This is a genomic window from Brevundimonas sp. M20 (assembly GCF_006547065.1).
Taxonomy (GTDB): domain Bacteria; phylum Pseudomonadota; class Alphaproteobacteria; order Caulobacterales; family Caulobacteraceae; genus Brevundimonas.
Genome location: NZ_CP041243.1, coordinates 3051514 through 3078091 on the forward strand (window position 1 = coordinate 3051514; position 26578 = coordinate 3078091).

Consider the following 26578-nt stretch of genomic DNA (forward strand, 5'->3'; position numbering starts at 1 on the left):
AACTGAGGTCAAACGCCCGAAAGGCGACGGTGGAACTGTCCTGAACGCCTCGGGCCTCCGGTGCAACCCGAAGCGCTCGAAAGTCGGGTCGATTGCGTCAGTTGACGGGTTCGACGGTGAAGCGATCCGCGTCCGCGCGCGCCTTGCCCCGATCCTCGACCGAAAGGCTGGTCCGCAGTCGCTCGACCGCGTCCTGTGCGGCGCTGTCTCCGGCGCGCGAGGCGATCAGATACCATTTGAAGGCCGCGACCGGATCGGTCTGAACCCCGCCCTCGCCGGTTTCATACAGTTGAGCCAGGTTGAACTGGCTGTCGACCACGCCCGCCTCGGCGGCGCGGGTCAACCAGTTCAGGCCTTCATCCGCATTCCGGGGGCCGCCGGTGCCCTGGAACAGGTGCATGCCGTAAGCGAACATCGCGCGCGGATTGCCGGAATCCGCCGCGCGACGGGTCCACGCCCGCGCCTTGGGCAGGTCCGCCGGCAGGCCCTTCAGGCCTTCCTCGTACAGGCTGGCGATATAGAGCTGGGCCGGCGCGTAGCCGAGTTCAGCCGCCTGCTTCAGCGCATCGAGGCCCGTGGCGTCGTCGGCATCGAGCTTGATGATGGCCTGTTGATACAGGTCAGCGGCACGTGCGCGATCTTCCGGCGACGCCACCACCGGCGTCGCGGCCAGGGCGGCGACCGGAGCCGGCGCTTCAGCGCCCGGCAGGCCCGGGATCTGGATGCCCGAGTCCGTGAGTTCGTTGAAGGCGATCGCGCCCGTTGCGGTCAAAGCCACGGCGACAGCCGAGGCGCCGAGGGCCTTGCGCACAGCACTGCCCTGTTTGGAGGCCTGCTTATCCAGACGCTCCTGCAGGCGCGACTTGCCGCCGCGCTTCAGGCCGAAGCCGCTACGGGCCGGCGCCTCCTCGGGCTCAGCCATGGCGGCGCGAGCGGCGTCGATGGCCTGACGGGTCGAATTGGCCGCGCGCCCTTGAGCGGCGGCGGCGCGCAGGGCGCGCGGATCCACGAACTCGGTCTCGGCGGCATAGTCGTCCGGCCCGCCGTCAAAGCCTTCCGGCGCAGTGGCGGCCAGGGCGTCCGACACATCAGCCCCGCCGAAATTCTGGCCGAACGGCCCCGCCGATTGGGCAGCGGCGTGCGGCGGCGCGAAGACCGGCGTATGCGGCGCGTCGATCTCTTCGGCCAGAGAACCGGCGAAAGGCTCCGCGACGGCCTCACGGCTGCCGAAGGGCGTCAGGCCCTGTTCCTGCGCGGTGCGCGGCCCCCGCATGACGGCGTCGAACACCGTGTCAGCGGTCAGAACCTCAGGGTCTTCATCCGGCACAAAGGCGGCGGGAGCCACCGGTTCCGGCTCGGGCGGAGCCAGATCCGCCGACCAGGCCTGCTGCTCGGTATAGAGCGGGTCCGGATCATCGAAGGTCTGCCCCTGGAAGGGAGCATCCGGGAAGGCCGCATCCGGGAAGGCCGCCGCGCGCCAGTCGGGCTGGGCGTCAGCGACCGGAGCAGGCGCGGCCTCCACCACCGGCTCCGGCTTCACCTCCGCGCGGCGTTCAATATTCTCGCGCGCCTCGGCGATGAGGGCGGCGGTGCGCTCTTCCGACAGCCGCATGCGCTCGGCCAGTTCGCCGGAGGCGCGGTCGTAGCGTTGCTCGATCCGGGTCGAGCTGTCAGCCAGACGGCGGCCGATGTCATCCAGCGCCTGCTGCGAACGGCGCTCGGACTGGGCGATGCGCTCGCTGAGGCGATCCGAGATGCGGGTGATCTCGCCGCCCAGCTTCTCGAGCGCCAGGGCGTGGCGGTCGTCCGAAGCCGTGAGACGCTGTTCCAGCCCCTGTTGCAGTCCCTGGGCCAGACGGCCCATGTCGCCCTCGACCTTGCGGGTCAGGGCTTCACCCAGCTTCTCGACGCGGGCGTCAACGCCAGCCTCGATCCGACCGACGCGACCGTTCAGGTTCTCGGCGATGCGCAGGACCTCGCGCCCCATGGCCTCGACAGCCCCGGCGGAGCGGGTCTCCGAGGTCTTGAGCTGTTCGCCCAGAGACAGGACGGCCCGCTCGATGCGGTCCATGCGGTTCTCGGACTCGGCGGTGTCGAGCCGCCGCATCATCTCGCTGCGATTGGCCTCGACCTGACGGCTCAGCGTCTCGGCCAGCTTCTCGAAACGGGCGGCCTCGCGCACGCCCTCGGGCTCGACGCGCCCTTCGGCGGCGCGCAAACGCTCGTCCAGATGGGCGAACGAACGCTCCAGCCCCTTGAGTGCTTCAGTGGTGCGGGCCTGCGCCTGATCCAGACGGGCGCCGACCTGGGCGAGCAGGTCCGAACCGGCGCCGGGACCGGCCAGCTTCTCGACCGTCTCCATGCGCTGGCGCAGTTCGTTGACACCGGTGCGCTGACGCTCCTCGATGTCGTAGAGGCGACCGGCCAGCGCGCCGAGGCCGGCCTCGACCTTGTTGAAGGTCTCGGCCGTCTTCGGCCCGACCTCGGTTTCGAACTTGCGCAGCCGACGATGCCCCTCGCGGAGCTCGTCGGCGAGGTCGTCGATGCGGCGACCGTACTGACGCCCGTCCTGGTCGGCGGCCTCCAGACGGCGGACCAGACCGGCGACAGCCTGATCGACGCCCTGAATGGCGACGGTCGAGCGACGCTCGGCAGCTTCGAGGCGGGCGGCGATAGCGTCGATCGAAGCGCCCAGCCGGTGCGCGTCCTCGTCCGCCCCGTAGGCGTCGTCCAGACGACGGCTACGGCCGCGGCGCTCAAAGATGTCGGCGGCATGGGGCCGACGCGGCAAGGGCGTATACCCCTCGTCCTCGTCGCCATCTTCCATGATCATGGAGTTCAGCCACTCACCGAGCGTCATGCCGGAGCGACGCGCGAGGTCCTTGGCGATCTCGCGAGCCTTGGGGTCTATCCCCTTCACGCTCCACGGCGCAGCTGCGCTCACTGATTCGACTCCCGACCTTTGATTCGGACGCTAGTGCGCCAGATCAGGGGTGTAAACGCGTGGTTAACCCCAACATGTAGAACCGCCCACACCTTCCTGTGGAAAGGCCGAACACCGACCGTATCGATGCCGCAAGCATGGTTAACGTCCGGTGAAGATTAACTTCCCGTCAAGGATTTCACCCCCTTGCGTGCGCGTCGTCCGCGGTCCACGTGGCGCGGATGGACATGCGCCTGACTTTGATCCTCGCCGCCGTCGCCCTGGCGATCACCGTCTTCGCCGGTTGGCGCGGCGCGCGCCCATGGGACCCGAGCCAGAAGGTGCGCATGGCCCCCTGGCGTTTCATCATGGTCATGGGCGGCGCGGCGGTCGTGCTGCTGCTGGTCCACGTCGCCGCCCTGCTGGGTTTGCCGCAGCGACAACTCTGAACCGGAACCGGTCCGGAGCCCAACGCTTCCATGATCACCCCGATCACAGGAGAGACGTTCATGGGCGACAAGACCCTCACCGCCGCCGAAGCAGAAAAGCATTTCTGGGACAGCCTGAAGAAGTCAAACACCGGCCTGCTGGGCCTCGACCAGCCCGGCTATCACGCCCAGCCGATGACCGCCTTCCGCGAGGAAGAGACCGGGACGATCTGGTTCTTCACCCGCGACGATACCGATCTGGCGAAGGACGCGGCCCTGCCCGGCGGGCAGAGCGCCATGTTCCACTACGGCTCGAAGGACCAGAACGTCTGGGCCTGCATCCATGGCGATCTGTCGGTGCACGGCCGTGACCGCGAGATCATCGACCGTCACTGGAACCCCGTGCTGGCCGCCTGGTATCCCGAGGGCAAGGACGATCCGCACCTGACCCTGCTGCGCTTCGACGCCGACGACGGTCGCGTCTGGGTCAACGAGGGCGGCTTCTTCAAATTCGCCTATGAGGTCGCCAAGGCCAACATCACGAACACCACCCCGGATGCGGGCGGCGTGGCGGACGTGAACCTGCAGTAGGCAGCAGGATCACCGGCCGGCGGCGGAGAGAGCCATTCTCCCGCTGCCGACCGCCGACCTGCCTGTCGCCCTCACCCCGCGAAACACCACGCCAGCACGGCCTTCTGGGCGTGGATGCGGTTTTCCGCCTCGTCCCAGACGAGCGATCTTGGGCCGTCGATGACCGCGTCCGTGACCTCCTCCCCACGGTGGGCGGGCAGACAGTGCAGGAAGACAGCGTCGTCGTTGGCCAGCTCCATCAGGGCATTGTCGACGCCATAGCCGTCGAAGGCCTCGAGACGGGCCTCATAGTCCTGATCGCCCATCGACACCCAAGTGTCGGTGACGACGACGTCGGCGCCGGCGACGGCCTCACGCGGATCGCTGGTCAGGACGACGTGATTGCCGCCCCGGGCGAGGTCGTGCAGGTCGGGATGGTACTCGGCCGGGCAGGCGACCTGCAGGCGGAAGCCGAACTTCGGCGCCGCGTGCATGAAGCTGTGGCAGACGTTGTTGCCGTCGCCGACCCAGGCGATCGTCTTGCCCGCGACCGGCCCGAGATGTTCCTCAATGGTCAGCAGGTCGGCCAGGATCTGGCAGGGATGCGAACGATCAGTCAGGCCGTTGATGACCGGCACGGTCGAGACACGGGCGAAGCGTTCGACATCCTCATGGCTGTTGGCGCGGATCATCACCGCGTCGACCATACGCGACAGCACCTTGGCGGTGTCCTCAACCGGCTCGCCGCGGCCCAGCTGCATGTCGCCGGCGTTGGCGATGATGCCCGAACCGCCGAGCTGGCGGATGGCGGCGTCGAAGCTGAAGCGCGTGCGGGTCGAATTCTTCTCGAACACCATGGCCAGCACACGATCCTTCGCCGGAGCGTCAGCGTCGGCGCGGCCCTGCGGCCAGCCCTTGCGAGCCTGTTTGCGGGCATGGGCGTCATCAAGAATGGCGCGCAGCTCTTCCGCTTCGAGCCGGTAGATATCGAGGAAGTGACGGACCATCGGGCCCTCCAGATCTGTCGGGCCTCAGGCCAGTTTGGTCCGCGCGAACTCGCAGGTCTTTTCGAAACGCTCGACGGCCTCCCGGGCCTCTTCAAGCGTCAGCACCAGCGGCGGCAGGATGCGGACGCAGTTGTCGCCGCCGCCGGCGACCAGCAGGTGCTGCTCATCCCGCGCCCAGCCCATGAATTCGCGGTTGTTCGGGACCAGCTTCACGCCGATCAGCAGGCCCTTGCCGCGCACATCGACGATGATGTCCGGGAAGCGCTGCTGCAGGCCGTGCAGCTGCTGCTTCAGATAGCCGGCGATCTCATTGACGTGGGCCAGGGTCTCCGGCTTCGACAGTTCCGAGAAGGCGGCCTGACCGACCGCCATGGCCAACGGGTTGCCGCCGAAGGTCGAGCCGTGAACGCCGACGGTCATGCCCTTGGCCGCGTTCGCCGTGGCCAGGCAGGCGCCGATGGGGAAGCCGCCGCCCAGGGCCTTGGCCACCGCCATGATGTCCGGGGTCATGCCGGCCCATTCGTGGGCCCACAGCTTTCCGGTCCGCCCCATGCCGCACTGGACTTCATCGAAGATGATCAGCACGCCGGTCTCGTCGGCCAGCTCACGCATCCAGCGCAGGTCCTCGTCCGGCGTGGCGCGGCAGCCGCCCTCGCCCTGCACGGGCTCGAGGATGATGGCCGCCGTGGTCGGGTTCCGGAAGGCGGCCTCAAGCGCAGCCTTGTCGCCCCACAGCAGCTGGTGGAAGCCCTCCATCTTCGGGCCGAAGCCTTCAGTGTACGACGGATTGGCGGCGGCGTTGATCGCGCCATAGGTGCGGCCGTGGAACGAGCCGTCGAAGCCGTAGATGTCGATCCGCTCCGGCTGGTCATTGGCCACGTGGTGCTTGCGCGCCGTCTTCAGCGCGCACTCGACCGCCTCGGTGCCCGAGTTGGTGAAGAAGACGACGTCGGCGAAAGACTTTTCGCACAGGGCGTCAGCCAGGGCTTCCTGACCCGGAATGCGGAAGATGTTGGAGACGTGCCACAGCTTCTGGGCCTGCTCGGTCACTGCCTGCACCAGCTTGGGGTGGGCGTGGCCGAGGCCATTGGTCGAGATGCCCGCGACGCAGTCCAGATATTCCGTGCCGTCCGTCGACCACAGACGCGCGCCCAGACCACGCTCCACTTCCAGCGGCGCACGGTTGTAGACACCCATCAGATGTTCCTGGGACACGGGTCGGACCTCCAAAAGCGAGACGGCCCCGTCGCGGGGCGCGACGGAGCCGATAAAAAGTGTCCGGTCTTGTCGGATGCGCGCCGGTGTTAGTCAACACCGGCCACAGGGATCACTCGTCCCGCGCCAGCCGCAGGGCCAGATCCGCAACGAAGGTCGCGGTGCGAAGGATGTCGTCGCCGTCGACCCACTCCATCCGGTCATCGGCCGAGTGAATGCGCTGGAAGACAGGCGGCACGAAGCCTTCAGCCAGACCGTTCGACTGGCCGCCGTTGAAGGCCAGCCACATCTGGTGCGCACCGACCGCGTCCTGCGAACCGATGGAGATCACCGGCAAACCGAGGGCTGAAAAGACCCGGTCATCGCTGGGCGGATAGTTGGGGAAGGCGACGCAATCGAAGGCCCGCTCGGCGCACTGCGTCCGCATGGCGCGAAGGACGAAGGCCGAGGCCTCGCCGACGTTCTCGCCATACATCAGCGTCTCGCCATAGGCGTTCACGTCCATGTTGATGACGGCGTGAATCCGGCTCTTGTCCTGCATCTCCAGCCATTTGCGGGCGCCGATCAGACCCAGCTCCTCCTGATCTGTGAAGACGAACACGTAACGATATGATCCCGGCGCCTGTTCGACCTGCGCCTTGATCAGTCCGGCGGCCTCCATCAGGGCTGCGACCGAACCGGCGTTGTCGACCACGCCCTGCGACATGGAGCCGTCCCGCAGCGGCACGGCGTCGAAGTGGGCGGTCAGCACGATATCCTTGTCACCCTCGCCTACGGTGACGACCACATTTGCGCCCGGACGCGGGCCGGTGCGTTCGTTGCCGCCCTGGAAGGACGCCAGCTGCGGCGCGAAGCCCTGTTCACGCAGCTGGGCCACGACGATCTCGCGACGCTGGTCATTGGTTTTGGCGGCATAGGCCTGGATCGCGGTCTCGATCGCCTGACCTTCGGCGGTCAGGGCGTCGTCCTGGACCGGCGCGGTCAGCAGCGAAAGCGCGAGTAGCGACTGGATCAGCATGGAACCCCCTCCTGTTGGCTGACGCCCTTGCTAGCCGCTGGATCGTCGCGCGACCATAGGCGCAGGAGTGTAGCTCCGGGGAGACCTCAGCTCTTGAGGCGCCAGCCCGATTTGAACACGGCCCAGCAGGCGACCGACAGGATCAGGGTCAGGACGGCGCTCATGCCCAGACCGATCCAGAGATTGCCCTCCGCATGACCGATGAATCCCGAGCGGAAGCCGTCGATCAGATAGAAGATCGGGTTCCAGTGGCTGATCGTGGCGAAGGGCTCCGGCAGGTTGTCGACCAGATAGAAAGTGCCGGACAGGAAGGTCATCGGCATGATGAGGAAGTTCTGGACCGCCGCCAGCTGGTCGAACTTTTCGGCCCACAGACCGGCGAAGACGCCGACCATGCCCATCAGCAGGGATGCGGTCAGGGCGAACCAGACGATGACCAGCACATTGCTGACCCCCAGCTTCGCGAACGGCATCACGCAGACGGCGGTGACCAGACCCACGGCGATGCCGCGCGTCGCGGCGCCGAGCGAGAAGCCGATGGTCAACTCCAGCGGGCTGAGCGGCGGGGTCAGGAAATCGGTCGCCGTGCCCATGATCTTGGCCTGGATCAGGCTGGACGAGGCGTTGGCGAAAGCGTTGTTCAGGATCGCCATCATGATCAGCCCCGGCGCCACGAACTCCGCGAAGGGCGTACCGTCGATGGGCGGGCGCGAGTCCTTCAGGGCCACCACGAAGACCAGCATGTAGAGCAGGGTCGTCACCACCGGCGCGGCCACGGTCTGGGCGCCGACCTTCCAGAAGCGCCGCACCTCCTTGAGATACAGGGTCTTCACCCCCTCCCAGTTGACGCCGTCATAGCGGCGCGGCTGCGGGAGCCCGGACGGGCGCGTGGAGGCGAGATCGGTCATGTGCGGCCAGATGCGCCCACGAGACCCCATGCGCAAGGCGTCGCCGGGCGGGTGACAAGTGAAAATTGAGCAGGGAGGTGAGCGACAAAGCCGGGACGCGCTCACGCCGTCGCGCACTTTTCGCCAATCGCTCACCGAAACCTCGCCCCGGTCCCAGCTCCGGGACCATTTTAACCATACCAGATGTAGTTCCTGTGGACGGACCAATTCCCACATATTGCGCGTTTTAAGAGGTAGTTTACGATTAGGAGTAGGTCGGCCCCACAGAAGGGACATACCGACCCCATATGTTGAATCCCCGGAGGGCGACCATGACCGCAGGCTGGACCGAAGATCGCGTCGGCGCGCTGAAAAAGCTGTGGCTTGAAGGCCAATCGGCCAGCCAGATCGCCAAGCAACTGGGCGGCGGCGTGACCCGTAACGCCGTCATCGGCAAGGTGCACCGTCTGGGCCTGTCGGGCCGCGCCGCGCCATCGCAACCGGCCCGCGCCACCTTCCGCCCGTCGCGCCCGCGCCCCACGCCGCAGCCGACCCAGGCGCCGTCAGCTCCGCGCCGCATCGAGGCCGCCCAGCCTCGCCCGGTCGCGCCGGTGGCTCCGCCGCCCGCGCCGATCCCGGACCTGCCCGGCACCGCCACGGTCATGACCCTCGGCGCCCATATGTGCAAATGGCCCATCGGCGACCCGTCGTCGGCCGAGTTCAGCTTCTGCGGCCGCCGCGCCTCGGAAGGCGTCTACTGCATGGAACACGCTCGCGTCGCCTACCAGCCGCAGGTCCGCAAGGGCGGCAAGGACGGCGCCTCGGAACTGGCCCGCAGCCTGCGCCGCTACATCTAGGTCGTTCTGGCCTGCCGAAGGCGGCTCGCTCCACCCGGCGGGCCGCCTTTTCTTTATCCAGCCACACGGCTGTCACAGATGGCCCCTAGGGGGGCCGCCGTCCGCGTTGACGCCGCCCGCCGCGGCGATGACGCCGGGGGCGGGGGCTGCGGTTATCCGGGTTGACGCAGCCCCTCACCTCTTCTGCATGGCGCAGGCTCCGGCGTAAGGCCGTCGAGCACCCAGCACTGCAAGTGATTGGTGGTTAGTGACTAGTGGGTGACCTGGACCGCGATCCACGCCCGACTGGCTCACTGTCAGCGACCGCCATCCACCAATCACCAGCCACTAACCACTCGTCGCTCCGGCAGCCGCCCAAGGCCCCACCGACAAAGCTAGTTCAGCACCCGTCTCTCGCCCGGAACGTCGAGGCTGAAGGCGGGGATGGCGACCTCGAACATGCGGCCCAGATCATCGACCATGGAATAGCCGCCTACCATCGAGCCCGACGGCGCGTTCAACGGACAGCCGGAAGCGTAGGAATAGCTGTCGCCCGGCTGGATCGTCGGCTGTTCGCCCACTACGCCGGGGCCACGCACCTCCTCGACATGCCCCCGCGCGTCGGTGATCACCCAGCGGCGCGCGACCAGTTGAACCGGCGAGGCAGACAGGTTCACGATCTCGACCTGATAGGCCCAGACCCAGCGCCCGGCGTCCGGATCGGACTGGCCGGCCAGATAGCTGGGCCGGACACGAACCACGATCCCGTCGGTCTCGGCTTCATAGGCGGGGGTGTCGTGCATGGGCGAATGGTCCCGGAACTCACCCCCGCGTCAAGCGAGACCTTGCCCGCGAGGCGGAATGGAGCGAGAGAGACAGGCCGCGAATTCGTGTAAGCGATAGGCATGACCCTGAGCATCCCCCGTCCCGGCATTCTTCCGGCCCAGTCGATCGAAGCCCTGATCGCCGGTGGCGCGATCTCCACAGAAACCCCGTTCGACGCCGATCAGGTGCAGCCGGCCAGTCTGGACCTGCGCCTGTCCGCGACGGCCTGGCGCGTGCGCGCCTCCTTCCTGCCCGGCAAGCGCAAGGTCGAGGACCGCATCGCCGACGTGGCCATGCACACCATCGACCTGTCCGCCGGCTACGTACTGGAGAAGGGCTGCGTGTACATCGCCAAGCTGCAGGAGCGACTGAGCCTGCCCAAGGGCCTGATCGCCCGCGCCAATCCCAAGAGCTCGACCGGCCGGGTGGATGTCTTCGTCCGCCTGCTGACGGATCGGGGCGGCAGCTTCGACGATGTCGAGGAAGGCTATGAAGGGCCGCTGTATCTCGAGATCGCGCCCCAGACCTTTTCCATTCTGGTCCGTCCGGGCACCCGCCTGAACCAGCTGCGCCTGAAGGCCGGCGAACCGCCGAAGCTGGAGACCCGCTCGGTCGGCGTCGATCTGCAGGCCAGCGAGATCGTCGGCTTCCGCGGCCGCCGCCACGCCGGGGTGGTCGATCTGGACAATATCGACGGCCACGACCCGCGCGACTTCTGGGAGCCGCTGACCCTGCGTCGTGGCGAACTGCTGCTGGACCCGGGCGAGTTCTACATCCTGGCCTCGTCGGACGACGTCGAAATCCCGGTCGATCAGGCGGCCGAAATGACTCCGATCGACCCGTCCGTCGGCGAGTTCCGCGTGCACTACGCAGGCTTCTTCGATCCGGGCTTCGGCACGGACGAGGCGCACGGCGCGGGCTCCAAGGGCGTGCTGGAAGTGCGCACGCACGACACGCCGTTCCTGCTGGAGCACGGCCAGATCGTCGCAAGGCTGGTCTATGAGCCGCTGACTGAACGCCCCAGCCGCCTCTACGGCGAGGGCGGCAGCCACTATCAGAAGCAGGGCCTGAAGCTGTCGAAACACTTCAGGCCGTGGGGATAATGGGCGTGGGTATGGGGTGTCGGGTTTGGCGGTTCGCACTCCTGCCGCCACACCCCACACCCGGAACCCCACACCCTAGGATAGCTTGTCCGCTTTCCTGAGGCCCGGGAACATCGCGGCCCAGGCGCCGGTGGCGACCAGCGCGCCGACGCCGCCGAAACAGGCCGCGCCGACCGCGCCGAGAACGCGAACCATCAGGCCGGAGTAGGCCTCACCGAGCTCATTCGACGCGCCGATGAACAGCATGGAGACCGAGCTGACCCGGCCGCGCATGTGATCGGGCGTGGCCAGCTGGATCAGGGTCTGGCGGATGTTGACGCTGATCATGTCGGCGGCGCCGCCGAGGAACAGGGCCAACCCCGACAGCCAGACGATCTTCGACAGGCCGAACGTCAGGGTGCACAGGCCGAACACGGCCACCGCCGCGAACATCCAGCGCCCCCCGTGCTGCACGATGGGGAACCGGCTCAGATAAATGGCCACCGTCATGGCGCCGACGCCGAACGACGCCCGCAGCAGGCCGAAACCGATCGCGCCGACGTGCAGGATGTCGCGCGCAAAGATCGGCGTCAGCAGGGCCACGCCCGCCAGCAGGACCACGACCAGATCCAGCGAGATCGCGCCCAGAACGATCTTCGTCTTCCAGACGTAGGCCAGACCTTCCTTCACGGACTCCAGCGGCGACAGCTTGGTCTCAACCTGTGCGGGCCTGCCGCTGGTGCGGATCAGGATGAAGGCGGCGACCGCGAGCAGGAACAGGCCCAGCGACACGGCATAGGCCAGCGGCACGTTCACCGCCACGATGACCCCGCCGAGCGCCGGGCCGGCGATGGCTCCGGTCTGGAAGGCGATGGACTGGGCCGCGATGGCGGGCGGCAAGGCCTTGCGCCCGACCACCATCGGCAGGAAGGCCTGACTGGCCGGGGCCAGGAAGGCGCGGGCGGCGCCGAAGACGGCGGCGACGGCGAGCAGACCCCACAGCGGAGGCGCACCATGGATGGCCATGGCGAGGAAGGAGGCCGCACAGGCGGACTCGACCAGAATGGATATCCAGACGGTCTGCTTCCGGTCCCGACGGTCGGCCATGGCGCCCGCGGGCAGGGTGAAGGCCAGCAGCGGCAGGAACTGACACAGGCCGACGAGGCCCAGATACAGGCTGGCCTCGGCCACCGGATGATCTCGCCGGGCGATCTCATAGACCTGCCACAACAGGGCCGACGACTGGATCTGGATGCCCAGCACGGCGACCACGCGGCCGAACCAGAGCAGGCGGAAGTCGCGAATGCCCCACGGACTGGACGGACCTTCAGGCGGCGGAGGCGGGACGGGCGGCGTGGGCGTGCCGGCGTCAAGGCTTTCAACAGTCACGTGCGTCGATCGTATTTCGGGTAGGGGGAGCCGTCCCGGTGGAAGTAGCGGTCCGCCCCTTCAGGCAGGACCATGTCGATATCAGGGTAGTCGCAGGCGTCGGTTTTCGGGGAGCGCGTCCCGACCTCGAGCAGCACGGCCTCGCCGCCGGAACGGTTCTCGATCTTGTGGCCGTTCGGTACGCCCGCGGGGAAGCCGGCGCAATCGCCGGCGCGCAGGACGGTCTCTCCATCCTCCTCGACCAGCACCACCTCGCCGGACAGGACGGTGACGAACTCATCCTCGTTCGCGTGCCAGTGCCGCTGGCTGGACCAGGCGCCCGCGGGCAGGCGCAGCAGGTTGACGCCGAACTGGGTCAGCCCGGCCGCATCGCCCAGCTTCCAGCGGCGGCGCGGCTTGCACGGTCCGGCGTGCTCTTCCGGGTAGGCTGTCCCGTGTCCGGTCGGCGCGTTCTCGATGTCGATCTTAGGCATGGCTCCAGCCTTCTCCCAATCGCCCGGACCACGTAAAGCAAGGAACCATGAGCCATGCATCAACTCCGGTTATCGATCCTGTCGAACTGACCCGCGACCTGATCCGGATTCCGTCCGTCACTCCCGCTGATGAAGGCGCCATGGACGTGCTGGAACGGACCCTGACGGCGCTGGGCTTCAGCTGCCGTCGGCTGGCCTTCGGCGACCCGGACGGCGTGGGCGCCGATGCGCGGATCGAGAACCTGTACGCCCGGCGCGGGACGGCTTCGCCCAACCTGTGCTTCGCCGGTCATACGGACGTGGTGCCGACCGGCTCGACCGAGGCGTGGTCCTCCGCTCCCTTCGGCGCCGAGGTGAAGGACGGCGTGCTGTACGGACGCGGCGCCGTGGACATGAAGGGCGGGATCGCCGCCTGGGTCGCGGCGGTATCGAAGGTGCTGGCTGATGGCGATGTGCCCGGCTCGCTGTCCTTCCTGATCACCGGCGACGAGGAAGGCCCCGCGCTGCACGGCACCAAGAAGGTCGTCGAGGCCCTGATGGCCGAGGGCGAGGTGATCGACGCCTGCGTGGTGGGCGAGCCGTCTTCGCAGCAGCGGCTGGGCGACATGATCAAGATCGGCCGTCGCGGCTCACTGAACACCTGGTTCACGGTGCACGGAAAGCAGGGGCACGTCGCCTACCCCGACCGCGCGGCCAATCCGGTGCCGGTGCTGGCCAAGCTGGCGGCGACGTTGGCGGCGCACAGGCTGGACGACGGCTACGAAGCCTTCCAGCCCTCCAACCTTGAACTGACCACGCTGGATGTCGGCAACACCGCGACCAATCTGATCCCCGCCGAGGCGCGGGGACGGCTGAACATCCGCTTCAATCCCTCCCATACGGGTGAAAGCCTGATGGCCTGGCTGAACGCCGAGGCCGGCAAGGCCCAGACCGAGAGCGGACTGCGCATCGAGGTCGAGCACATGCACTCTGGCGACGCCTTCCTGACCCAGGCGGGCGTGTTCGTGCAGGCGGTGCAGGACGCGGTGGAGACCGAACTGGGCATTCGCCCGGAAGCCTCGACCACCGGCGGCACCTCGGACGCCCGCTTCATCCGCGCCATGTGCCCGGTGCTGGAACTGGGACTGGTCGGCCAGACCATGCATCAGATCGACGAACGGGTGCCGACCGCCGAGCTTGAGGCGCTGGCCAAGACCTATGAGCGGGTGATCCGGACCTTCTTCGTCCGTAGCGCCTAAAGGATCAGATCAAGGGCCAACAAGGCGCCGCCGAACATCGCGCCGAAGGCGACGAGGAAGAAGAAGACCTCCCTCACCGGCCCGCCCCGTCGTTCCAGACGCACGGGCGGCAGCTTGACAGGCAACTGACGCATCCGATCCCTCTCCCAACTGGAAGAGGCTGCGCCCGGTTCGTTGAACGCGCGTTGAGAAACGTGGTTAGGACGCCGGGCGCTCAAGGAAGCGCAGCGCGCTCAGCACATGGGTCTTCACACCCAGCGGCAGGACACGCTCGTTCACATGGAAGGCGGGGGAATGGTTCGGCGGACCGCTCGCCGGGTCGATGCCGTCCGGGGTGCCGCCCAGATGGTAGAAGACGCCCGGCACTTCTTGCGAGAGGTAGGAGAAGTCCTCGGCCACGGTGGTCGGCGGAGAGACCGAATTGACGTTCCCCTCGCCCGCCGCCTCGGTCAGGACCGGGGCGAGCCAGGCGGAGAGTTCCGCGTTATTGAAGACCAGGGCGGCGTTCTGGCGGACTGAAAACTCGGCCGTCGCACCATAGTTTTCGGCCACGTTGTTGATCGCCACTCCGGCGCGCCGGACCAGATCGTCGCGCTGGGCGACGTCGAAGGTGCGCAGGGTGCCCGACAGGGTCGCGGTGTCCGGGATGATATTGTAGCGCACCCCCGCATCAAGGGTCGCGATGGTGAAGACCGTCGGCGTGGTGGTCGGATCGATGGTGCGGGCGGTCAGGCTGTTGATCGTCTGAACGATGTCGGCGGAGGCCGCGATGACGTCCACGCCCTTCCACGGCCATGCGCCGTGGGTCTGGCGACCGTGCAGGACGATGTCCACCCGATCGGACGCCGCCATGAAGCCCTGCGGGCGATAGAAGATCGTGCCCGGACGCCCCGGCACCACATGCAGGCCGAAGATGGCGTCTGGACGCGGATCGCGCAGCGCCCCCTCCTCGATCATCAGGGCCGCGCCGCCCTTGGGCTCTCCCGGAGGCGCGCCCTCCTCGGCGGGCTGGAAAATGAAGACGACGGTTCCTGCGATGTCGTCCTTCATCCCCGCCAGCACCTCGGCGGCGCCCATCAGCATGGCGACGTGGGCGTCATGACCGCAGGCATGGGCCACCGGCACCGTCTGCCCCATGTAGGTTCCTGTCGCGGTCGAGGCGAAGGGCAGTCCCGTGGCCTCGAGGACGGGCAGGGCGTCCATGTCGGCGCGCAGGGCGACCGTGCGACCGGGCTTGCCCCCGCGCAGGATGCCGACCACGCCGGTCCGCCCGACGCCGGTTCGAACCTCCAGACCCAAGGCGCGCAGATGGTCGGCCACCACCCCGGCGGTGCGGGTCTCGGCGAAGCCAAGTTCCGGATTGGCGTGCAGATCCCGCCGCCATTCCACGACGCGCGAATTGACCTGCTCCACCGCAGCTTCGACCCGCGAAAGCGGAACCTGCGCGGCGGCTCCTTCGGCCATGAAGATCAGCCCGAGAGCGAGCGACGAAGCGGCGATCAGACGGCGGGTGGTCATGGCGGTCTCCGGCAAGACCGTCACCGTGACAGTCCCCCCGCCCCTTGCGCAAGACCGACGCTCTCTCGATCTGTCCCGGATGACTTTGAAGCAGGCGAAGACCAACTGGCGAGACGTGGTTCTGGTCTGCCGAAAATGCCAGAAGAAGCTCGATGGCGAGGGCTTTGGGCCCGAGGGCGACCGCTCGCTGAGGAAGGCCCTGCGCAAGACGTTGAAGGCGGGCAAGGGACGCAAGGCCGAGGTCGTCGTCATGGAGACCGACTGCTTCGATGTCTGTCCGAAGAACGCCGTGGTCGCGGTGCGGGCGGGGCGCCAGTCCTCGCCCATGCTGATCGTGCCGAAAGGCGCTGATCTTACGCAGGTGCGGACAGCGCTGGAGCTGGAGATCGACAGCCCCGGCGCTTCGTCGACGGCCATTCAGCGGGGGTGACCTGAACCGGCCGAGAGCTTAGGCTTGCGCTTGTGAAACTTCGCTCGCCCGCCTTCGCCCTGTTGTTCGCGGTCAGCCTGATCGCCGCGGCCGGCAATTTCGCCCTGCAAACCGTGCTTCCGAGCATCGGCCGCACCTTTCAGCTGCGGGACATTCTGGTGTCGGCGGCCTTCGCCCTGTCCGCCCTGATGTGGACCCTGACCTCCCCTTTCTGGGCGCGGTTGTCGGACCGGATGGGCCGCAAGAAGGTGATGATGATCGGTCTGGGCGGCTTCATCCTGTCGATGACCGGATTTGGACTGGCGACGACCGCGGGGCTGGAGGGCTGGCTCGGCTTCGGCGTCGCCTTCGCCCTGATGGCCATGGCGCGGACCATCTACGGCGTCTTCGGATCAGCGGCTCCCATCGCTTCACAGGCCTATATCGCGGACCGGACCAGCGCGGAGCAGCGGACGCAGGCCATGTCCGTGCTGGCGTCGGCGCAAGGGCTCGGCACCGTGATCGGGCCGATGCTGGCGCCGCTGTTCATCCTGCCGCTCGTCGGACTGGCGGGCCCGATGTACGCCTTCGCCGCCATCGGCGTGGCGGCCCTGCTGGTGGTCTGGCGCAAGCTGCCGAGCGGCGAGGTTCTGCGCGTTCCCTCGCCCAGCGGTCGTGACCGGAGCGGCAAGGGCCTGTGGCGCGACCCGCGTGTCCGCGATTATCTGCTGTATGGCCTGCTGGTCACCGGGGCGCAGGCGATCAACATCTCCGTGCTTGGCTTCCATGTCATTGATGAGATGGCGGCCACCGGCACGGCGCTGGAGAACGCCCATCCCTTCATATCGCTGGCGATGTTCGCGGGGGCCGCCGCCACCTTGCTGGCGCAGTGGGGCCTGATCCCGATGCTGAAGCTGCAACCCCGCGATCTCGTGCGTTGGGGCGCCGCCCTGGCTCTGATCGGCAATGTCCTCAGCATCACCGCTCCCGGCTACTACGGGGTGGTGATGGGGTACGCGGTGGTATCGATGGGTCTGGGTTTCGCCCGGCCCGGCTTCACCGCAGGATCATCCCTCTCGGTCGGAGCGGCCGAGCAGGGCGCGATCGCCGGGCTGATGATGGCGCTGGCAGGCCTCAGCTTCCTGCTGCCGCCGGTGATCGGCGTGGCCCTGTACGAACTGGCGGAGCCCGCGCCCTTCATCGCCAACGCCGCGCTGCTGGCCCTCGCCACTGTCCTGTGCTTCGTCAGCCCCAGCCTGCGCACGGGGCCGCCAGATCTCCCGGACAGGGACGAGACCCCCTCGCCGACAACGCCGCCCGCATCCCAGCCCGGACCGGAAGGCAACCGCTGAGACCACGCGCGCCCTTTTCTGGCCTCGCAAGCCGTGCCAGATCAGCGGCATGGACACCGCCAAGATTGAAACGCGCATCGGCATCAGGGCCTCGACGGACGCCATCTGGGAGGTCATCTCGAACCTGCCCGGCTGGGACGGCTGGAACCCGATCGAAACCGGTGTCTCCGGAACCATCGCCTTCGGCGGCGACCTCAAGCTGATCGAAGCCATCGAGGGCCTTCCGGAACGCCAGTGCGTCGCCCGCGTCGGCGAGTGGCAGCCCTATGCCCAGCTGGTCTGGGTGGAGAACCGGGGCCTGTGGTTCCGGTCCGTGCGCTATTTCGAGATCGAGGAGCTGGAGCCCGGCAGCTGCATCGCCGCCAACGGCTTCATCTTCCAGGGCCTGCGTGGCGAGATGTTCTTCGACAAGAACCGCAAGCACCTGCGTCATGCGGTCGACGGCGTGGCCGAGGCGTGGAAGGCGGCGGCGGAAGCCTGACCTTCATCGTTCCTCGCGGGTGACCTTGTTAAACCGCCCTTGGCCCCTCGCGGCGGACGTTCGTCAACCGCCCTTGGCCATCGTGTCCTGAATGCTGATGATCGCCGGCGTCAGGATGACGATGAACAGGACCGGCAGGAAGAACAGGATCATCGGGACGGTCAGCTTGGCCGGCAGGGCCGCAGCCTTCTTCTCGGCCGCCGACAGGCGCAGTTCGCGGTTTTCCTTGGCCATGGTCCTGAGCGCGGCGCCCAAGGGCGTGCCGTAGGTTTCGGCCTGGGTCATGGCGGTGGCGACCGACTTCACCCCCGGATGGTTTGTCCGCTTGGCCAGTCCTTCGTAAGCCAGACGGCGATCCGGCAGATAGCTGAGCTCGGCCGACAGCAGGGTCAGTTCCTCCGCCAGATCGATGGAGGAACCGCCGATCTCCTGACTGACCTTCTGGATGGCGGACTCGATCGACATCCCCGCCTCGACACAGATCAGCAGCAGGTCCAGCGCATCGGGAAAGGCCTGCATGATCGAGGTCTTACGCTTGGCGATGCGGTTGGCCAGAAAAATGTTGGGCGCATAGAAGCCGATCACCGCCGCGACCATGCAGATGGTCAGACGCATCATCAGCGCCAGGCCGAAATCGTTGAAGACGAACAGGTAGAAGACGGCCACCGCGAACAGGATGAACGGCATCGAGAAGCGGAAGAAATAGAAGGTCGTCAGCGGTTTGGGTCCGCGATAGCCCGCCTGGGCCATCTTGTCGGCGACCCTGGGGTCCTCCAGCAGCTTGGTCAGGTTCAGTTGCTCGACGACCCGCTTCTTGAAGCCTTCATCGGTGTGGCGCAGTCCGCCCTGCCCGCTCTGCGCGATGGCCTGACGCGACCGGCGCTTCAGCTCTTCCCGGCGGACCGATACGGCCTTCATCCGGTTGTCCAGACCGGCGCCCTGACCGAGCGAGCTGAGCAGGGTCACGAGGGTGGCGAACACCAGCACGCCGACGCCGAGGCTCAGCAGGTTCTGGACGTTGGTGAAGAAGGCGATGAACTGTCCCATGACCTGTCCTCAGAACTTGAACGAGATCATCTTCTTCATGACGAAGATGCCGAGGCTCATCATGAAGACCGCGACCAGCAGCATGAACTGGCCGCGCGGATCGGTGAACAGCTTGGCCATGTAGGCCGGGGTCGTCATGCTGACGAGGATCATGACCGCGGGCGGCAGCGAACCGATGATGCCCGCCGAGGCGGTGGCTTCAGACGACAGCGCCTTGATCTTCTCGCCCATCATCTTGCGGGCGCGCAGCACGGTGGTCAGGTTCGACAGGGCCTCGGCCAGATTGCCCCCCGTCTTCTGCTGTATGCCGATCACGATGGCGAAGAACTTCAGCTCCGGCGTCGGCATGCGCTCGTACATCTTGTCCAGCGCCTGCGGCAGCGTCAGGCCTACGCCCATGCCCTCGACGAGCTTCTGGAACTCAGGGCCCAGCGGCGCCGGGCTCTCGCGAGCGATGATCTTGAAGCAGTCGTGGACCGGCAGGCCCGATTTGATCCCCCGCACGATGACGTCGACCGCATCGGCGAAGAAACTGGAGAATTTCTTCATCCGGCGTTTGCCCAGGAAGCCAACGAACCAGCGCGGAAGACCCAGCCCGACGATCACCGCCGCGCCGAGACAAATCAGAATGTTCAGCCCGAACACCAGCGGCAGCAGGAAGGCGAAGACGCCCATAACCGCGCTGATGATCCAGAAGGCGCGAACCGTCGTGGACAGCCCCGCCTGCTTCAGCTTGGCGGACAGGCTGACTCGCGCCCTGCGCTCCGCCTTCTCCGATTCCTGCAACTGCAGCATGATCTGCTTGCGGCGGGCTTCGGGCGTGTTGGCGGCGGCGCGCTTGGCGGCGCTCGCGGCCTGTTTGGGACCGTTGAAGCTCTGGGCGCGCTTGATCGCGGCGTCGCTGGAATCACCGCCGCCGACGAATGCCCAGCCCAGTCCGCCGATGGTGATGAACGCCAGAACGGCGGCGAGAATGGGAAGCATCGCGCCTACTCCGCCGCGTCGAGGGCTTCGGCCAGCTCGCGCTCCAGCCCGTAGTAGCGGGCTCGATCCCAGAAGCGGGGCCGGGCGATGCCGGTCGAACGGTGACGGCCGACGATCTTGCCGTTCTCATCCTCGCCGGTGATCTCGTAGACGAACAGGTCCTGGGTGACGATCACATCGCCTTCCAGCCCGACCACCTCGGTGATGTGGGTGATCCGGCGCGAACCGTCACGCAGACGGGCGGCCTGCACGATCACATCGACCGAGCCGACGATCATCTCGCGGATGGTTTTGGACGGCAGGCCGTAGCCGCCCATGGTGATCATCGACTCCATCCGGCTGATGGCTTCACGCGGGCTGTTGGCGTGCAGGGTGCCCATCGAGCCGTCATGGCCGGTGTTCATCGCCTGCAGCAGGTCGAAGGCTTCCGGGCCGCGGACTTCGCCGACGATGATCCGCTCGGGACGCATCCGCAGACAGTTCTTCACCAGATCCCGCATGGTGATCTGGCCCTGACCTTCCAGGTTCGGCGGTCGGGTCTCCAGACGGACCACGTGCGGCTGTTGCAGCTGCAGTTCGGCGGCGTCCTCGCAGGTGATGACGCGCTCGGTCGGGTCGATGAAGGCTGTCAGGGTGTTCAGAAGGGTGGTCTTTCCCGAACCCGTACCGCCCGAAATGACCAGATTGCATCGCGATGCGCCGATGACGCCGAGCACGCGGGCGCCCTCGGGACTGATGGAGGCGTACTCCACCAGATTCTTCATCGTCAGCTTGTCTTTCTTGAACTTCCGGATGGTCAGCGTCGGGCCATCGATCGCCAGCGGCGGGGCGATGACGTTCACGCGCGAGCCGTCCGGCAGACGGGCGTCGCAGATCGGGGAGCTTTCATCCACGCGGCGGCCGACCTGCGACACGATCCGTTGGCAGATATTCATCAGCTGGCCGTTGTCGCGGAACCGCACATTGGTCAGCTGGACCTTGCCGCCGACTTCGATGAACACCCGGCCGGCGCCGTTGACCATGATGTCGGCGATGTCGTCGCGAGCCAGCAACGGCTCGAGTGGGCCGTAGCCGAGGACGTCGTTGACGATGTCCTGGACCAGATGCTCCTGCTCGGCGACCGACATGGAGACGTTCTTGATCGCCACCAGCTCGGCGACGATGTCGCGAATTTCCTCAGCCGCCGTCTTGGGATCCAGCTGCGCCAGCTGGGCCAGGTCGATGGTGTTCATCAGCGCGTTGAAGATCGTCGTCTTCGTGGCGTGATAGTAGTCCGACTGCTCGCGGACGATCTCGGCGACCTGCTGGGCCTTCTTCAACTGCTCGAAGCCGGGGGTGGCCTTGGGGCCGGGACCGACGGTCTTGGGCTGTGGCGCGGCGGGCCGGGGACGCGACGCGAGCGCATCCAGACGATCCACACCCACGGCCGAAGTCGGGGCTGAAGCGGCGGCGGGACGCGGGGCCTCGATTACATCAGCGTCTCCACCGAAGGCGAAGGCTTGCGTCTGAACCCCCTGCTGGGGCTGGAAGACCGGCTCGGCCGCAGGCGCGGCTTCAGGCGCCGCGGGTGCGGCGCGCGGGGCGACCGCGGGACTGCCGGGCTGACCTGTGCGCTTGCCGAACACGCCTTAAGACTTCTTCCTGAACAGACCCGAGAACATCGAGGACTTGCCGCCGGAGGCCTTCGGACCGGACAGCAGGGGAACCTCGCGACGCGAGACGATCTGGGCCAGGGTCTGGAAGGCCTCGGCCGCCTTGGACTTGCCGCCCGCATCCAGGATCATCTGGCCGTTGTTTGCGGCGGCCCCGAAGGTCTTGGCGTCGAACGGAATGATCAGACTGGGGTGGACGCCCAGCGCATTGCCGAACTCCTTGGCCGGGATTTCCGGACGACCGGGCACGCCGACCTGATTGAGCACCAGCCGGGGCGGCGCGTCGTTGGGGCGGCCCTGCCTGATCAGGTCGATCATGTTCTTGGCATTGCGCAGCGAGGCCAGGTCCGGGGTGGCCACGACCACCACTTCGTCGGCGCTGATCAGCGTACGGCGCATCCAGGACGACCAGACGTGCGGCAGGTCCAGCACCACGAAGGGCGCCGTGGCGCGAATCCGGGTAGTCACTTCCTCGAAGGCGTCCGAGCTGATCTCCCAGTCGGCGTCGAGCGTGGCGGGCGCGGCGAACAGGCTGAGCTTGTCGGTGCAGCGAACCATCATCCGGTCCAGCAGAACAGGGTCCAGACGATCCGGCTGGGACAAGGCGTCGGCCACGCCGTTCAGCGGGTCCTGATTGAAGTCCAGACCGGCGGTGCCGAACGGCAGGTCATAGTCCACGATGACCGTGTTGGCGCCGATCCGCTCGGACATCGCATAGGCGGTGTTGTGCGCGACGGAGCTGGAGCCCGCACCGCCCCGGGCGCCGACAAAGGCGATGGATCGGCCGACGAAGGGCTGGGCCGGATCGGCGAACAGGCCGCCGATGGCCGAGATCAGTTGCAGCGGCTGGAGCGGGGCGACGAGGTACTCGCTGACCCCACGGCGCATCAGCTCGCGGAACAGCAGGATGTCGTTGGTCGCGCCGACAACGATGACCTTGGTGCCTGCGTCGCAGACTTCAGCCAGTTGATCGACTTCCCACAGCAGGGTCTGCGGGTCCTTGAGGCATTCGACCACGATCAGCGGCGGGGTCGGCTCGTGCTGGTAGGCCTCGACCGCCGCAGCGACGCCGCCGACGCGAATCTGTGTCGTGGCGCGCGACAGGCGGCGATCCTGACCGGCGCGTTCCGCGGCGGCCAACGTATCCTGACGCTCGGCGAAGACGTGGATGGCGATGCGCGGGACCGATACCTCGGCGGTGTGGCCGGCGCTGATCGGCGGCGAGAAGGCCGCACTGGCCCCGGCGACCAGATCCCCCACCGGATTGAAGTCACCGCCGTGCGAGGCCGGTTCCGGCAGGGCCGGGCGCTCCGGGTGGGGCGCGGGGGGCTGGGTCTGGGCAGCGGGAGCCGTGAACTGAAGCGGCGGGCGGCGACCGGCCTCGGGGTCGGTCATCCCGGGCTCGGCGGGGAAGACTTCCGGCGCAGGAAAGGCCGAAGCAGCAGGAGCCCCCTGGGCGACATAGCCCATGTCGAGGTCGAACTCGTCGTCCTCGAAGTCGTCGAATGCGCGGGGGGCGAAGGCGTTGCTCATTGTGACCTAGTCCACAGCCCGGGAGATGCCGCCCTGGATCAGGGTCTCCTGCGGCGCGGAGGTGGCCTGTCCCTTGCGGTAGTTGTCGAAGACGACCGCGGCGCGTCCGGAGTCGGCAGGGCTGACAGCCCTGGCCGCGAGGATGTCGCGCGGGTCCGCGATCTGGGCGGCCATGTTGGCGGTAATGGCGCAGCCGAGCCCGGGGGAAGATTCGTTGGAGAAGCGCGATCCCATGTCGCGACGCTCGGCGGCGCAGTTCGGGATCGCCGCACGGACGGTTTCGAACCCGGCCAGAACCGGCGCCCGGGGATCTGGCGCATCGTAGCCGGTCACCTCGATGTTGCGGGCGGGCACGCCGACCGCTTCGAGCGCCGAGCGCACGGCCCAGGTCTGGCGGGAGGCGGCAGGGTCATCGCCGGACGGCCCCTGCACCTGAATACGGCCGACGCCGGCTCCGGCGTATCGGGCCGCCAGCTCGCGCAGGGCGGCGATCTGGGTTTGCGACAAGCCGTCCTCGTGCACCGCCAGGGCGATGCGATCCAGACCGGGCTCGGTCTGGAGCGAATATCGGCTCAGCGGGTTCAGGGGCGGCGGCTCGGACGCGCCGGACGAGGCGCAGCCGGCCAGCAGGGCCGCGGCGGACAGGGTGAGGAGCAGGGAACGCATCACGGGAGCCCTCATTCGATCACATAGCCGACGGGGCCGTTCCAGCCGGAACGACCGGCCATCGCGGCGCCCTCGCGCGGCGCATAGTGCTGGTCCAGTTGACCGAAAAGCAGGGTCTGGGCGTCGTTGGCCATCTGCAGGCCGTCAGCGGGCGTCTGCATCGTTCCGGCCGCCGTCGGCGAGACGATGTAGGCCTCGACGATGATGACCAGCTCGGTCTCGCCGGAGATGTAGTCGCGCGATCGGAACAGGGCGCCCAGCACCGGCAGTTCGCCCAGCGCCGGAAGCGAGTCGATGTTCTGGCGGGTATCTTCACGCAGCAGGCCGGCGATCATCAGCGAGCCGCCCGAAGGCAGTTCGACCGTATTCGAGGCTCTGCGAACATTCAGTCCCGGAATGACCAGGGCGCGATCAGCGCCGCCGCCGAGGGTGAAGGCGCCGACCTGGGTCAGTTCAGATACTTCGGTCGACAGCTGCAGGGAGATACGGCCCGGCGACAGAACGATCGGACGAACCGCGAGACGCACGCCGTAGGGCTTGAACTCGACCGTCACCTTGGAGGCGCCGCTGTCCGAGCTTTCCTGTCCGACCGGAACGGGGAACTCTCCACCCGCGAGGAATTCGGCGGCCTCGCCGTTGGCGGTGGTGATGTTCGGCTCGGCCAGAATGCGGACCAGACCGGCGCGTTCGAAGGCGCGCAGGGCCGCGTTGGTGCTCGATCCGTCACCCGCGCTGTCGGTATAGCGGATGATGCCGCCGCCCAGTTGGTTGCCGTTGACCGCAAAGGTGGCGCCCTGCGTCAGCGACAGACCGGTTCCCACGCTGGCCAGGACGGCCGTGGCATCAAAGCCCAGTTGTTTGATCGCGGTGCGCTGCACCTCGACGACGCGAGCGCGGACCATGACCTGATCGGAGCCGGCTATGGTCATCATGTTGATGACCTTGTCCGGCGACGCCACGAAGGCGCGGGCGACCTGGCTGGCGCGATCCGCCTCACCGGGGCTGAAGACCGTGCCGGTCAGGATGATGCTGTCATTCACCGCCTCGGCGTGAACGTTGGCGTTCGGCATGACCCGGTTGAGCGTATCCTGCAGGGCCGAAACACCGGCATCGACGCGGACACGCAGCGACAGGATGGTGCGGCCGGCGCTGTCCAGCACCACGGCGTCCGTCTCACCCGGCTGCAGGCCGATGATGGTGATGCGGCGCGGCGAGTGCAGCATGGCCTCGGCCACCTGCGGGTTGGGCACGATCACATCGCGGGCGTCCGCCGGCAGATCAACGGCCATGGACGATCCGCGCGGCAGGCTGATCAGCTGGGACTGTGACCCCATCGAGACGGCGGCCCGGCTCTGGGCGAAGGCCGGAGCCGGGGTGACCGGGCTGGTCGCGACGACGGTCAGACCCGCCAGGGTGACGGCGAGGAAACGCTTCATTGGACCACCACCACGTCAGGGGCGCCGCCACGATAGATGCGCACCGCCGAGCTCTGACGCGGCGAGGCGGCCACCCGGCCCGAAGGACCGCCGGTGTCGGCGTAGGAGCGCAGGACGAGGCTCAGTTCACCCTCGGACTTGGCCAGAGCCAGCGCCTCGGCGTCGAGCGGCCCGACCTCGAGGGTCGCCGTCGCGCCGATCACGGCCTGGGCGTCGTCGCCCGCACGGGTGGACTGGTCTATCGCCAGCACCTTGATGTTCTGCATGACCGTCGCCGAGGTGAATTTGGCGCGGTCACTGTCGGAGTTGCCGACATTGGACAGATTGGTTTCGCGGGTCAGGACCACATCGACCCGGTCGCCCGGCAGGATGAAACCGCCGGCGGCCGTCTCCACGGTCACGCGGATCGCCATGGCGCGCATGCCCGGCTCGAGATAGGCTGCCATGTAGCCGCTGTCGCCGGCGCGCACGATCTTGCGCATGACGATGGGCTCACCGGCCAGAATGGGTTCGCGAACCACCGATCCGATGTAGTCGGCCTTGGCGCCGCCCGTGGCGAGGTCGGTGGCGGCGCGGGTCACGGAAGCGACAGCGCCTTCAGGCTTGTCATCCGCCTTTTCCGCATCGGCGGGGGTCGGCGACGACGGGACCGGCACCGATCCGTCGGTGATGAAGACCGGATTGACCTCATCTACGGGCCAGTCCTTCCAGGTCATGTCGGCGTCCGTCAGACGCTGACCGGGCTGGAGATCCTTGGCGGCGACGAGAACCTTGGCCATCGGGCGGGTTTCGGCCGGAGCCGCCGTTGCGACTGCGGTCGGCTGGCCGGAGGACGACCCCATGGCGCGAACCACAAACGCCAGACCGATAGCAGCCACGGCGGCGATGCAGATCACGATGATACGGGCAGGCTTCATCGACGGTCTCCGGCGGGCGATCCCGGACACGTGAATCGGTCCTTCGGCCCCCTACCGTTAACGACCATGCCGGGCGCGGGTTAACGCGGACCTAAATCGTGGGTCGGCGGAGCGGCCGGCGCTCTCAGCGGCTGATGAAAAGCGCCACCAGAGGAGACGCGGGATAGGCCAGCAGGGCTCCGGCTGCGATGGCGACGCCGTAGGGAATATCACCCTTGGGCTCCATCAACTGGACGACCCAGCCCGGAGCGCCGGCCAGATAGGGGCGCGAGTGACCCCGCGCCAGCATGAGGAACAGACAGAACAGCCCGCCCATCAGACCAGTATAGACCAGGAACATGCCGGAGCCCTGAAGGCCCAGCCAGAGGCAGGCCGCGGCCATCAACTTGGCGTCCCCGCCGCCGATCCAGCGCAGGGCGAACATCCCGGCGCCGACCACCAGCGCGGCGAACCCCACGCCCAGATGGACAGCAAATCCGACCGGTCCCAGGCCCGAGATGAAGGCGACCGGCAGGAAGGACAGGACCAGCAGCCCCGAAATCCAGTTCGGAATCTTCATCGTGGTCAGGTCGTTCAGACCGCCGACGATGACAAGAACGGGCATGATGCCGAGAAGGGCCAAGATCACGGTGTCCATGGACTCAGTCTGCACGGACGCGGTTAAGACCCGGTTTCCCTCAAACAAAAAGGGC

26 protein-coding genes are annotated in these 26578 nt (G+C 67.4%); 8 read left to right on the forward strand and 18 right to left on the reverse strand.

Going from position 1 to position 26578, the window contains the following annotated elements; all coding sequences use genetic code 11:
• Window positions 1-97: 97 nt before the first annotated feature.
• Entirely contained in the window at window positions 98-2944 is a 2847-nt protein-coding gene (locus FKQ52_RS15040; RefSeq protein ID WP_240811669.1) for a hypothetical protein, read from the reverse strand.
• Between the two features lie 227 nt (window positions 2945-3171).
• On the opposite strand from FKQ52_RS15040, the gene FKQ52_RS15045 reads away from it, so the two are divergent.
• Window positions 3172-3372, forward strand: a complete 201-nt coding sequence (locus FKQ52_RS15045) for a hypothetical protein (protein WP_240811670.1) — start codon at window positions 3172-3174, stop codon at window positions 3370-3372.
• A gap of 60 nt (window positions 3373-3432) precedes the next feature.
• A complete protein-coding gene (locus tag FKQ52_RS15050) occupies window positions 3433-3942 on the forward strand; it encodes a pyridoxamine 5'-phosphate oxidase family protein (RefSeq protein WP_141627925.1) in 510 nt (169 codons plus the stop codon).
• A 71-nt stretch (window positions 3943-4013) separates the two neighbouring features.
• Here the strand turns inward: FKQ52_RS15050 and argF are convergent, their stop codons facing one another.
• From argF to FKQ52_RS15070, 4 genes are all read right to left on the reverse strand, one after another.
• A complete protein-coding gene (gene argF / locus FKQ52_RS15055; protein ID WP_141627926.1) occupies window positions 4014-4928 on the reverse strand; it encodes an ornithine carbamoyltransferase in 915 nt (304 codons plus the stop codon).
• A gap of 24 nt (window positions 4929-4952) precedes the next feature.
• Entirely contained in the window at window positions 4953-6125 is a 1173-nt protein-coding gene (locus FKQ52_RS15060) for an aspartate aminotransferase family protein (RefSeq protein ID WP_141628403.1), read from the reverse strand.
• Window positions 6126-6255: 130 nt separating this feature from the next.
• The gene (locus FKQ52_RS15065) at window positions 6256-7161 is read right to left on the reverse strand and encodes a M28 family metallopeptidase (protein WP_141627927.1); all 906 of its coding nucleotides are present in this window, start codon (window positions 7159-7161) and stop codon (window positions 6256-6258) included.
• Window positions 7162-7247: 86 nt separating this feature from the next.
• Entirely contained in the window at window positions 7248-8069 is an 822-nt protein-coding gene (locus FKQ52_RS15070; RefSeq protein ID WP_141627928.1) for an ABC transporter permease, read from the reverse strand.
• 311 nt (window positions 8070-8380) lie between these two features.
• On the opposite strand from FKQ52_RS15070, the gene FKQ52_RS15075 reads away from it, so the two are divergent.
• Window positions 8381-8905 (forward strand): GcrA family cell cycle regulator, encoded by a 525-nt coding sequence (locus tag FKQ52_RS15075; protein ID WP_141627929.1) that lies wholly within the window; start codon window positions 8381-8383, stop codon window positions 8903-8905.
• A gap of 374 nt (window positions 8906-9279) precedes the next feature.
• Here FKQ52_RS15075 and apaG read toward each other — a convergent pair whose 3' ends face one another.
• Window positions 9280-9687, reverse strand: a complete 408-nt coding sequence (apaG, locus tag FKQ52_RS15080) for a Co2+/Mg2+ efflux protein ApaG (RefSeq protein WP_141627930.1) — start codon at window positions 9685-9687, stop codon at window positions 9280-9282.
• Between the two features lie 102 nt (window positions 9688-9789).
• On the opposite strand from apaG, the gene FKQ52_RS15085 reads away from it, so the two are divergent.
• Entirely contained in the window at window positions 9790-10812 is a 1023-nt protein-coding gene (locus FKQ52_RS15085; protein WP_141627931.1) for a 2'-deoxycytidine 5'-triphosphate deaminase, read from the forward strand.
• A gap of 75 nt (window positions 10813-10887) precedes the next feature.
• On the opposite strand, the gene FKQ52_RS15090 is transcribed toward FKQ52_RS15085, so the two are convergent.
• Window positions 10888-12180, reverse strand: coding sequence for an MFS transporter (locus tag FKQ52_RS15090; RefSeq protein WP_205750794.1), 1293 nt, complete (start codon window positions 12178-12180; stop codon window positions 10888-10890).
• Window positions 12177-12653: a cupin domain-containing protein gene (locus FKQ52_RS15095; protein WP_141627932.1), complete on the reverse strand. Its 477-nt coding sequence runs from the start codon at window positions 12651-12653 to the stop codon at window positions 12177-12179. The genes FKQ52_RS15090 and FKQ52_RS15095 overlap by 4 nt, the downstream gene beginning before the upstream one ends.
• A 47-nt stretch (window positions 12654-12700) precedes the next feature.
• On the opposite strand from FKQ52_RS15095, the gene dapE reads away from it, so the two are divergent.
• Window positions 12701-13891 (forward strand): succinyl-diaminopimelate desuccinylase, encoded by a 1191-nt coding sequence (gene dapE / locus FKQ52_RS15100; RefSeq protein ID WP_141627933.1) that lies wholly within the window; start codon window positions 12701-12703, stop codon window positions 13889-13891.
• On the opposite strand, the gene FKQ52_RS16510 is transcribed toward dapE, so the two are convergent.
• Window positions 13888-14025 (reverse strand): hypothetical protein, encoded by a 138-nt coding sequence (locus tag FKQ52_RS16510; RefSeq protein ID WP_168196878.1) that lies wholly within the window; start codon window positions 14023-14025, stop codon window positions 13888-13890. The genes dapE and FKQ52_RS16510 overlap by 4 nt on opposite strands.
• 64 nt (window positions 14026-14089) lie before the next feature.
• Window positions 14090-15409, reverse strand: coding sequence for an amidohydrolase (locus FKQ52_RS15105; RefSeq protein ID WP_240811672.1), 1320 nt, complete (start codon window positions 15407-15409; stop codon window positions 14090-14092).
• A gap of 79 nt (window positions 15410-15488) precedes the next feature.
• Here FKQ52_RS15105 and FKQ52_RS15110 point away from each other — a divergent pair, with 79 nt between their 5' ends.
• Genes FKQ52_RS15110 through FKQ52_RS15120 form a run of 3 tightly spaced genes read left to right on the forward strand, consistent with a single transcriptional unit; the run spans window position 15489 to window position 17651 of the window.
• Complete coding sequence (locus FKQ52_RS15110; RefSeq protein WP_141627934.1) at window positions 15489-15839, forward strand: hypothetical protein; 351 nt, start codon at window positions 15489-15491, stop codon at window positions 15837-15839.
• A gap of 32 nt (window positions 15840-15871) precedes the next feature.
• Window positions 15872-17170: an MFS transporter gene (locus FKQ52_RS15115; protein WP_141627935.1), complete on the forward strand. Its 1299-nt coding sequence runs from the start codon at window positions 15872-15874 to the stop codon at window positions 17168-17170.
• 49 nt (window positions 17171-17219) lie between these two features.
• Complete coding sequence (locus FKQ52_RS15120) at window positions 17220-17651, forward strand: SRPBCC domain-containing protein (RefSeq protein ID WP_141627936.1); 432 nt, start codon at window positions 17220-17222, stop codon at window positions 17649-17651.
• A gap of 63 nt (window positions 17652-17714) precedes the next feature.
• Here the strand turns inward: FKQ52_RS15120 and FKQ52_RS15125 are convergent, their stop codons facing one another.
• The 8 genes from FKQ52_RS15125 to FKQ52_RS15160 all read right to left on the reverse strand — a co-directional run bounded on the left by FKQ52_RS15125 (window position 17715) and on the right by FKQ52_RS15160 (window position 26523).
• On the reverse strand, window positions 17715-18698 hold the full coding sequence (locus FKQ52_RS15125; RefSeq protein ID WP_141627937.1) for a type II secretion system F family protein: 984 nt from the start codon (window positions 18696-18698) through the stop codon (window positions 17715-17717).
• A gap of 9 nt (window positions 18699-18707) precedes the next feature.
• Window positions 18708-19682, reverse strand: coding sequence for a type II secretion system F family protein (locus FKQ52_RS15130; RefSeq protein ID WP_141627938.1), 975 nt, complete (start codon window positions 19680-19682; stop codon window positions 18708-18710).
• A gap of 5 nt (window positions 19683-19687) precedes the next feature.
• A complete protein-coding gene (locus FKQ52_RS15135; RefSeq protein WP_141627939.1) occupies window positions 19688-21307 on the reverse strand; it encodes a CpaF family protein in 1620 nt (539 codons plus the stop codon).
• A 3-nt stretch (window positions 21308-21310) separates the two neighbouring features.
• Window positions 21311-22867: a CpaE family protein gene (locus tag FKQ52_RS15140; RefSeq protein ID WP_141627940.1), complete on the reverse strand. Its 1557-nt coding sequence runs from the start codon at window positions 22865-22867 to the stop codon at window positions 21311-21313.
• Between the two features lie 6 nt (window positions 22868-22873).
• The gene (locus tag FKQ52_RS15145; protein ID WP_240811673.1) at window positions 22874-23533 is read right to left on the reverse strand and encodes a CpaD family pilus assembly lipoprotein; all 660 of its coding nucleotides are present in this window, start codon (window positions 23531-23533) and stop codon (window positions 22874-22876) included.
• 11 nt (window positions 23534-23544) lie between these two features.
• On the reverse strand, window positions 23545-24969 hold the full coding sequence (locus FKQ52_RS15150) for a type II and III secretion system protein family protein (protein ID WP_141627942.1): 1425 nt from the start codon (window positions 24967-24969) through the stop codon (window positions 23545-23547).
• Complete coding sequence (gene cpaB / locus FKQ52_RS15155) at window positions 24966-25886, reverse strand: Flp pilus assembly protein CpaB (protein ID WP_141627943.1); 921 nt, start codon at window positions 25884-25886, stop codon at window positions 24966-24968. The genes FKQ52_RS15150 and cpaB overlap by 4 nt, the downstream gene beginning before the upstream one ends.
• 124 nt (window positions 25887-26010) lie before the next feature.
• On the reverse strand, window positions 26011-26523 hold the full coding sequence (locus FKQ52_RS15160) for a prepilin peptidase (protein WP_141628406.1): 513 nt from the start codon (window positions 26521-26523) through the stop codon (window positions 26011-26013).
• Between the last annotated feature and the right edge of the window lie 55 nt (window positions 26524-26578).

Excerpts from the sequence above, each read along its gene's own strand:
- FKQ52_RS15045 (WP_240811670.1), top strand. The coding sequence starts at position 3,172 with ATGCGCCTGACTTTGATCCTCGCCGCCGTCGCCCTGGCGATCACCGTC.
- FKQ52_RS15050 (WP_141627925.1), top strand. The coding sequence starts at position 3,433 with ATGGGCGACAAGACCCTCACCGCCGCCGAAGCAGAAAAGCATTTCTGG.
- argF (WP_141627926.1), bottom strand. The coding sequence starts at position 4,928 with ATGGTCCGTCACTTCCTCGATATCTACCGGCTCGAAGCGGAAGAGCTG.
- FKQ52_RS15060 (WP_141628403.1), bottom strand. The coding sequence starts at position 6,125 with ATGGGTGTCTACAACCGTGCGCCGCTGGAAGTGGAGCGTGGTCTGGGC.
- FKQ52_RS15065 (WP_141627927.1), bottom strand. The coding sequence starts at position 7,161 with ATGCTGATCCAGTCGCTACTCGCGCTTTCGCTGCTGACCGCGCCGGTC.
- FKQ52_RS15070 (WP_141627928.1), bottom strand. The coding sequence starts at position 8,069 with ATGACCGATCTCGCCTCCACGCGCCCGTCCGGGCTCCCGCAGCCGCGC.
- FKQ52_RS15075 (WP_141627929.1), top strand. The coding sequence starts at position 8,381 with ATGACCGCAGGCTGGACCGAAGATCGCGTCGGCGCGCTGAAAAAGCTG.
- apaG (WP_141627930.1), bottom strand. The coding sequence starts at position 9,687 with ATGCACGACACCCCCGCCTATGAAGCCGAGACCGACGGGATCGTGGTT.
- FKQ52_RS15085 (WP_141627931.1), top strand. The coding sequence starts at position 9,790 with ATGACCCTGAGCATCCCCCGTCCCGGCATTCTTCCGGCCCAGTCGATC.
- FKQ52_RS15095 (WP_141627932.1), bottom strand. The coding sequence starts at position 12,653 with ATGCCTAAGATCGACATCGAGAACGCGCCGACCGGACACGGGACAGCC.
- dapE (WP_141627933.1), top strand. The coding sequence starts at position 12,701 with ATGAGCCATGCATCAACTCCGGTTATCGATCCTGTCGAACTGACCCGC.
- FKQ52_RS16510 (WP_168196878.1), bottom strand. The coding sequence starts at position 14,025 with ATGCGTCAGTTGCCTGTCAAGCTGCCGCCCGTGCGTCTGGAACGACGG.
- FKQ52_RS15105 (WP_240811672.1), bottom strand. The coding sequence starts at position 15,409 with ATGACCACCCGCCGTCTGATCGCCGCTTCGTCGCTCGCTCTCGGGCTG.
- FKQ52_RS15110 (WP_141627934.1), top strand. The coding sequence starts at position 15,489 with ATGACTTTGAAGCAGGCGAAGACCAACTGGCGAGACGTGGTTCTGGTC.
- FKQ52_RS15120 (WP_141627936.1), top strand. The coding sequence starts at position 17,220 with ATGGACACCGCCAAGATTGAAACGCGCATCGGCATCAGGGCCTCGACG.
- FKQ52_RS15125 (WP_141627937.1), bottom strand. The coding sequence starts at position 18,698 with ATGGGACAGTTCATCGCCTTCTTCACCAACGTCCAGAACCTGCTGAGC.
- FKQ52_RS15130 (WP_141627938.1), bottom strand. The coding sequence starts at position 19,682 with ATGCTTCCCATTCTCGCCGCCGTTCTGGCGTTCATCACCATCGGCGGA.
- FKQ52_RS15140 (WP_141627940.1), bottom strand. The coding sequence starts at position 22,867 with ATGAGCAACGCCTTCGCCCCCCGCGCATTCGACGACTTCGAGGACGAC.
- FKQ52_RS15145 (WP_240811673.1), bottom strand. The coding sequence starts at position 23,533 with ATGCGTTCCCTGCTCCTCACCCTGTCCGCCGCGGCCCTGCTGGCCGGC.
- FKQ52_RS15150 (WP_141627942.1), bottom strand. The coding sequence starts at position 24,969 with ATGAAGCGTTTCCTCGCCGTCACCCTGGCGGGTCTGACCGTCGTCGCG.
- cpaB (WP_141627943.1), bottom strand. The coding sequence starts at position 25,886 with ATGAAGCCTGCCCGTATCATCGTGATCTGCATCGCCGCCGTGGCTGCT.
- FKQ52_RS15160 (WP_141628406.1), bottom strand. The coding sequence starts at position 26,523 with ATGGACACCGTGATCTTGGCCCTTCTCGGCATCATGCCCGTTCTTGTC.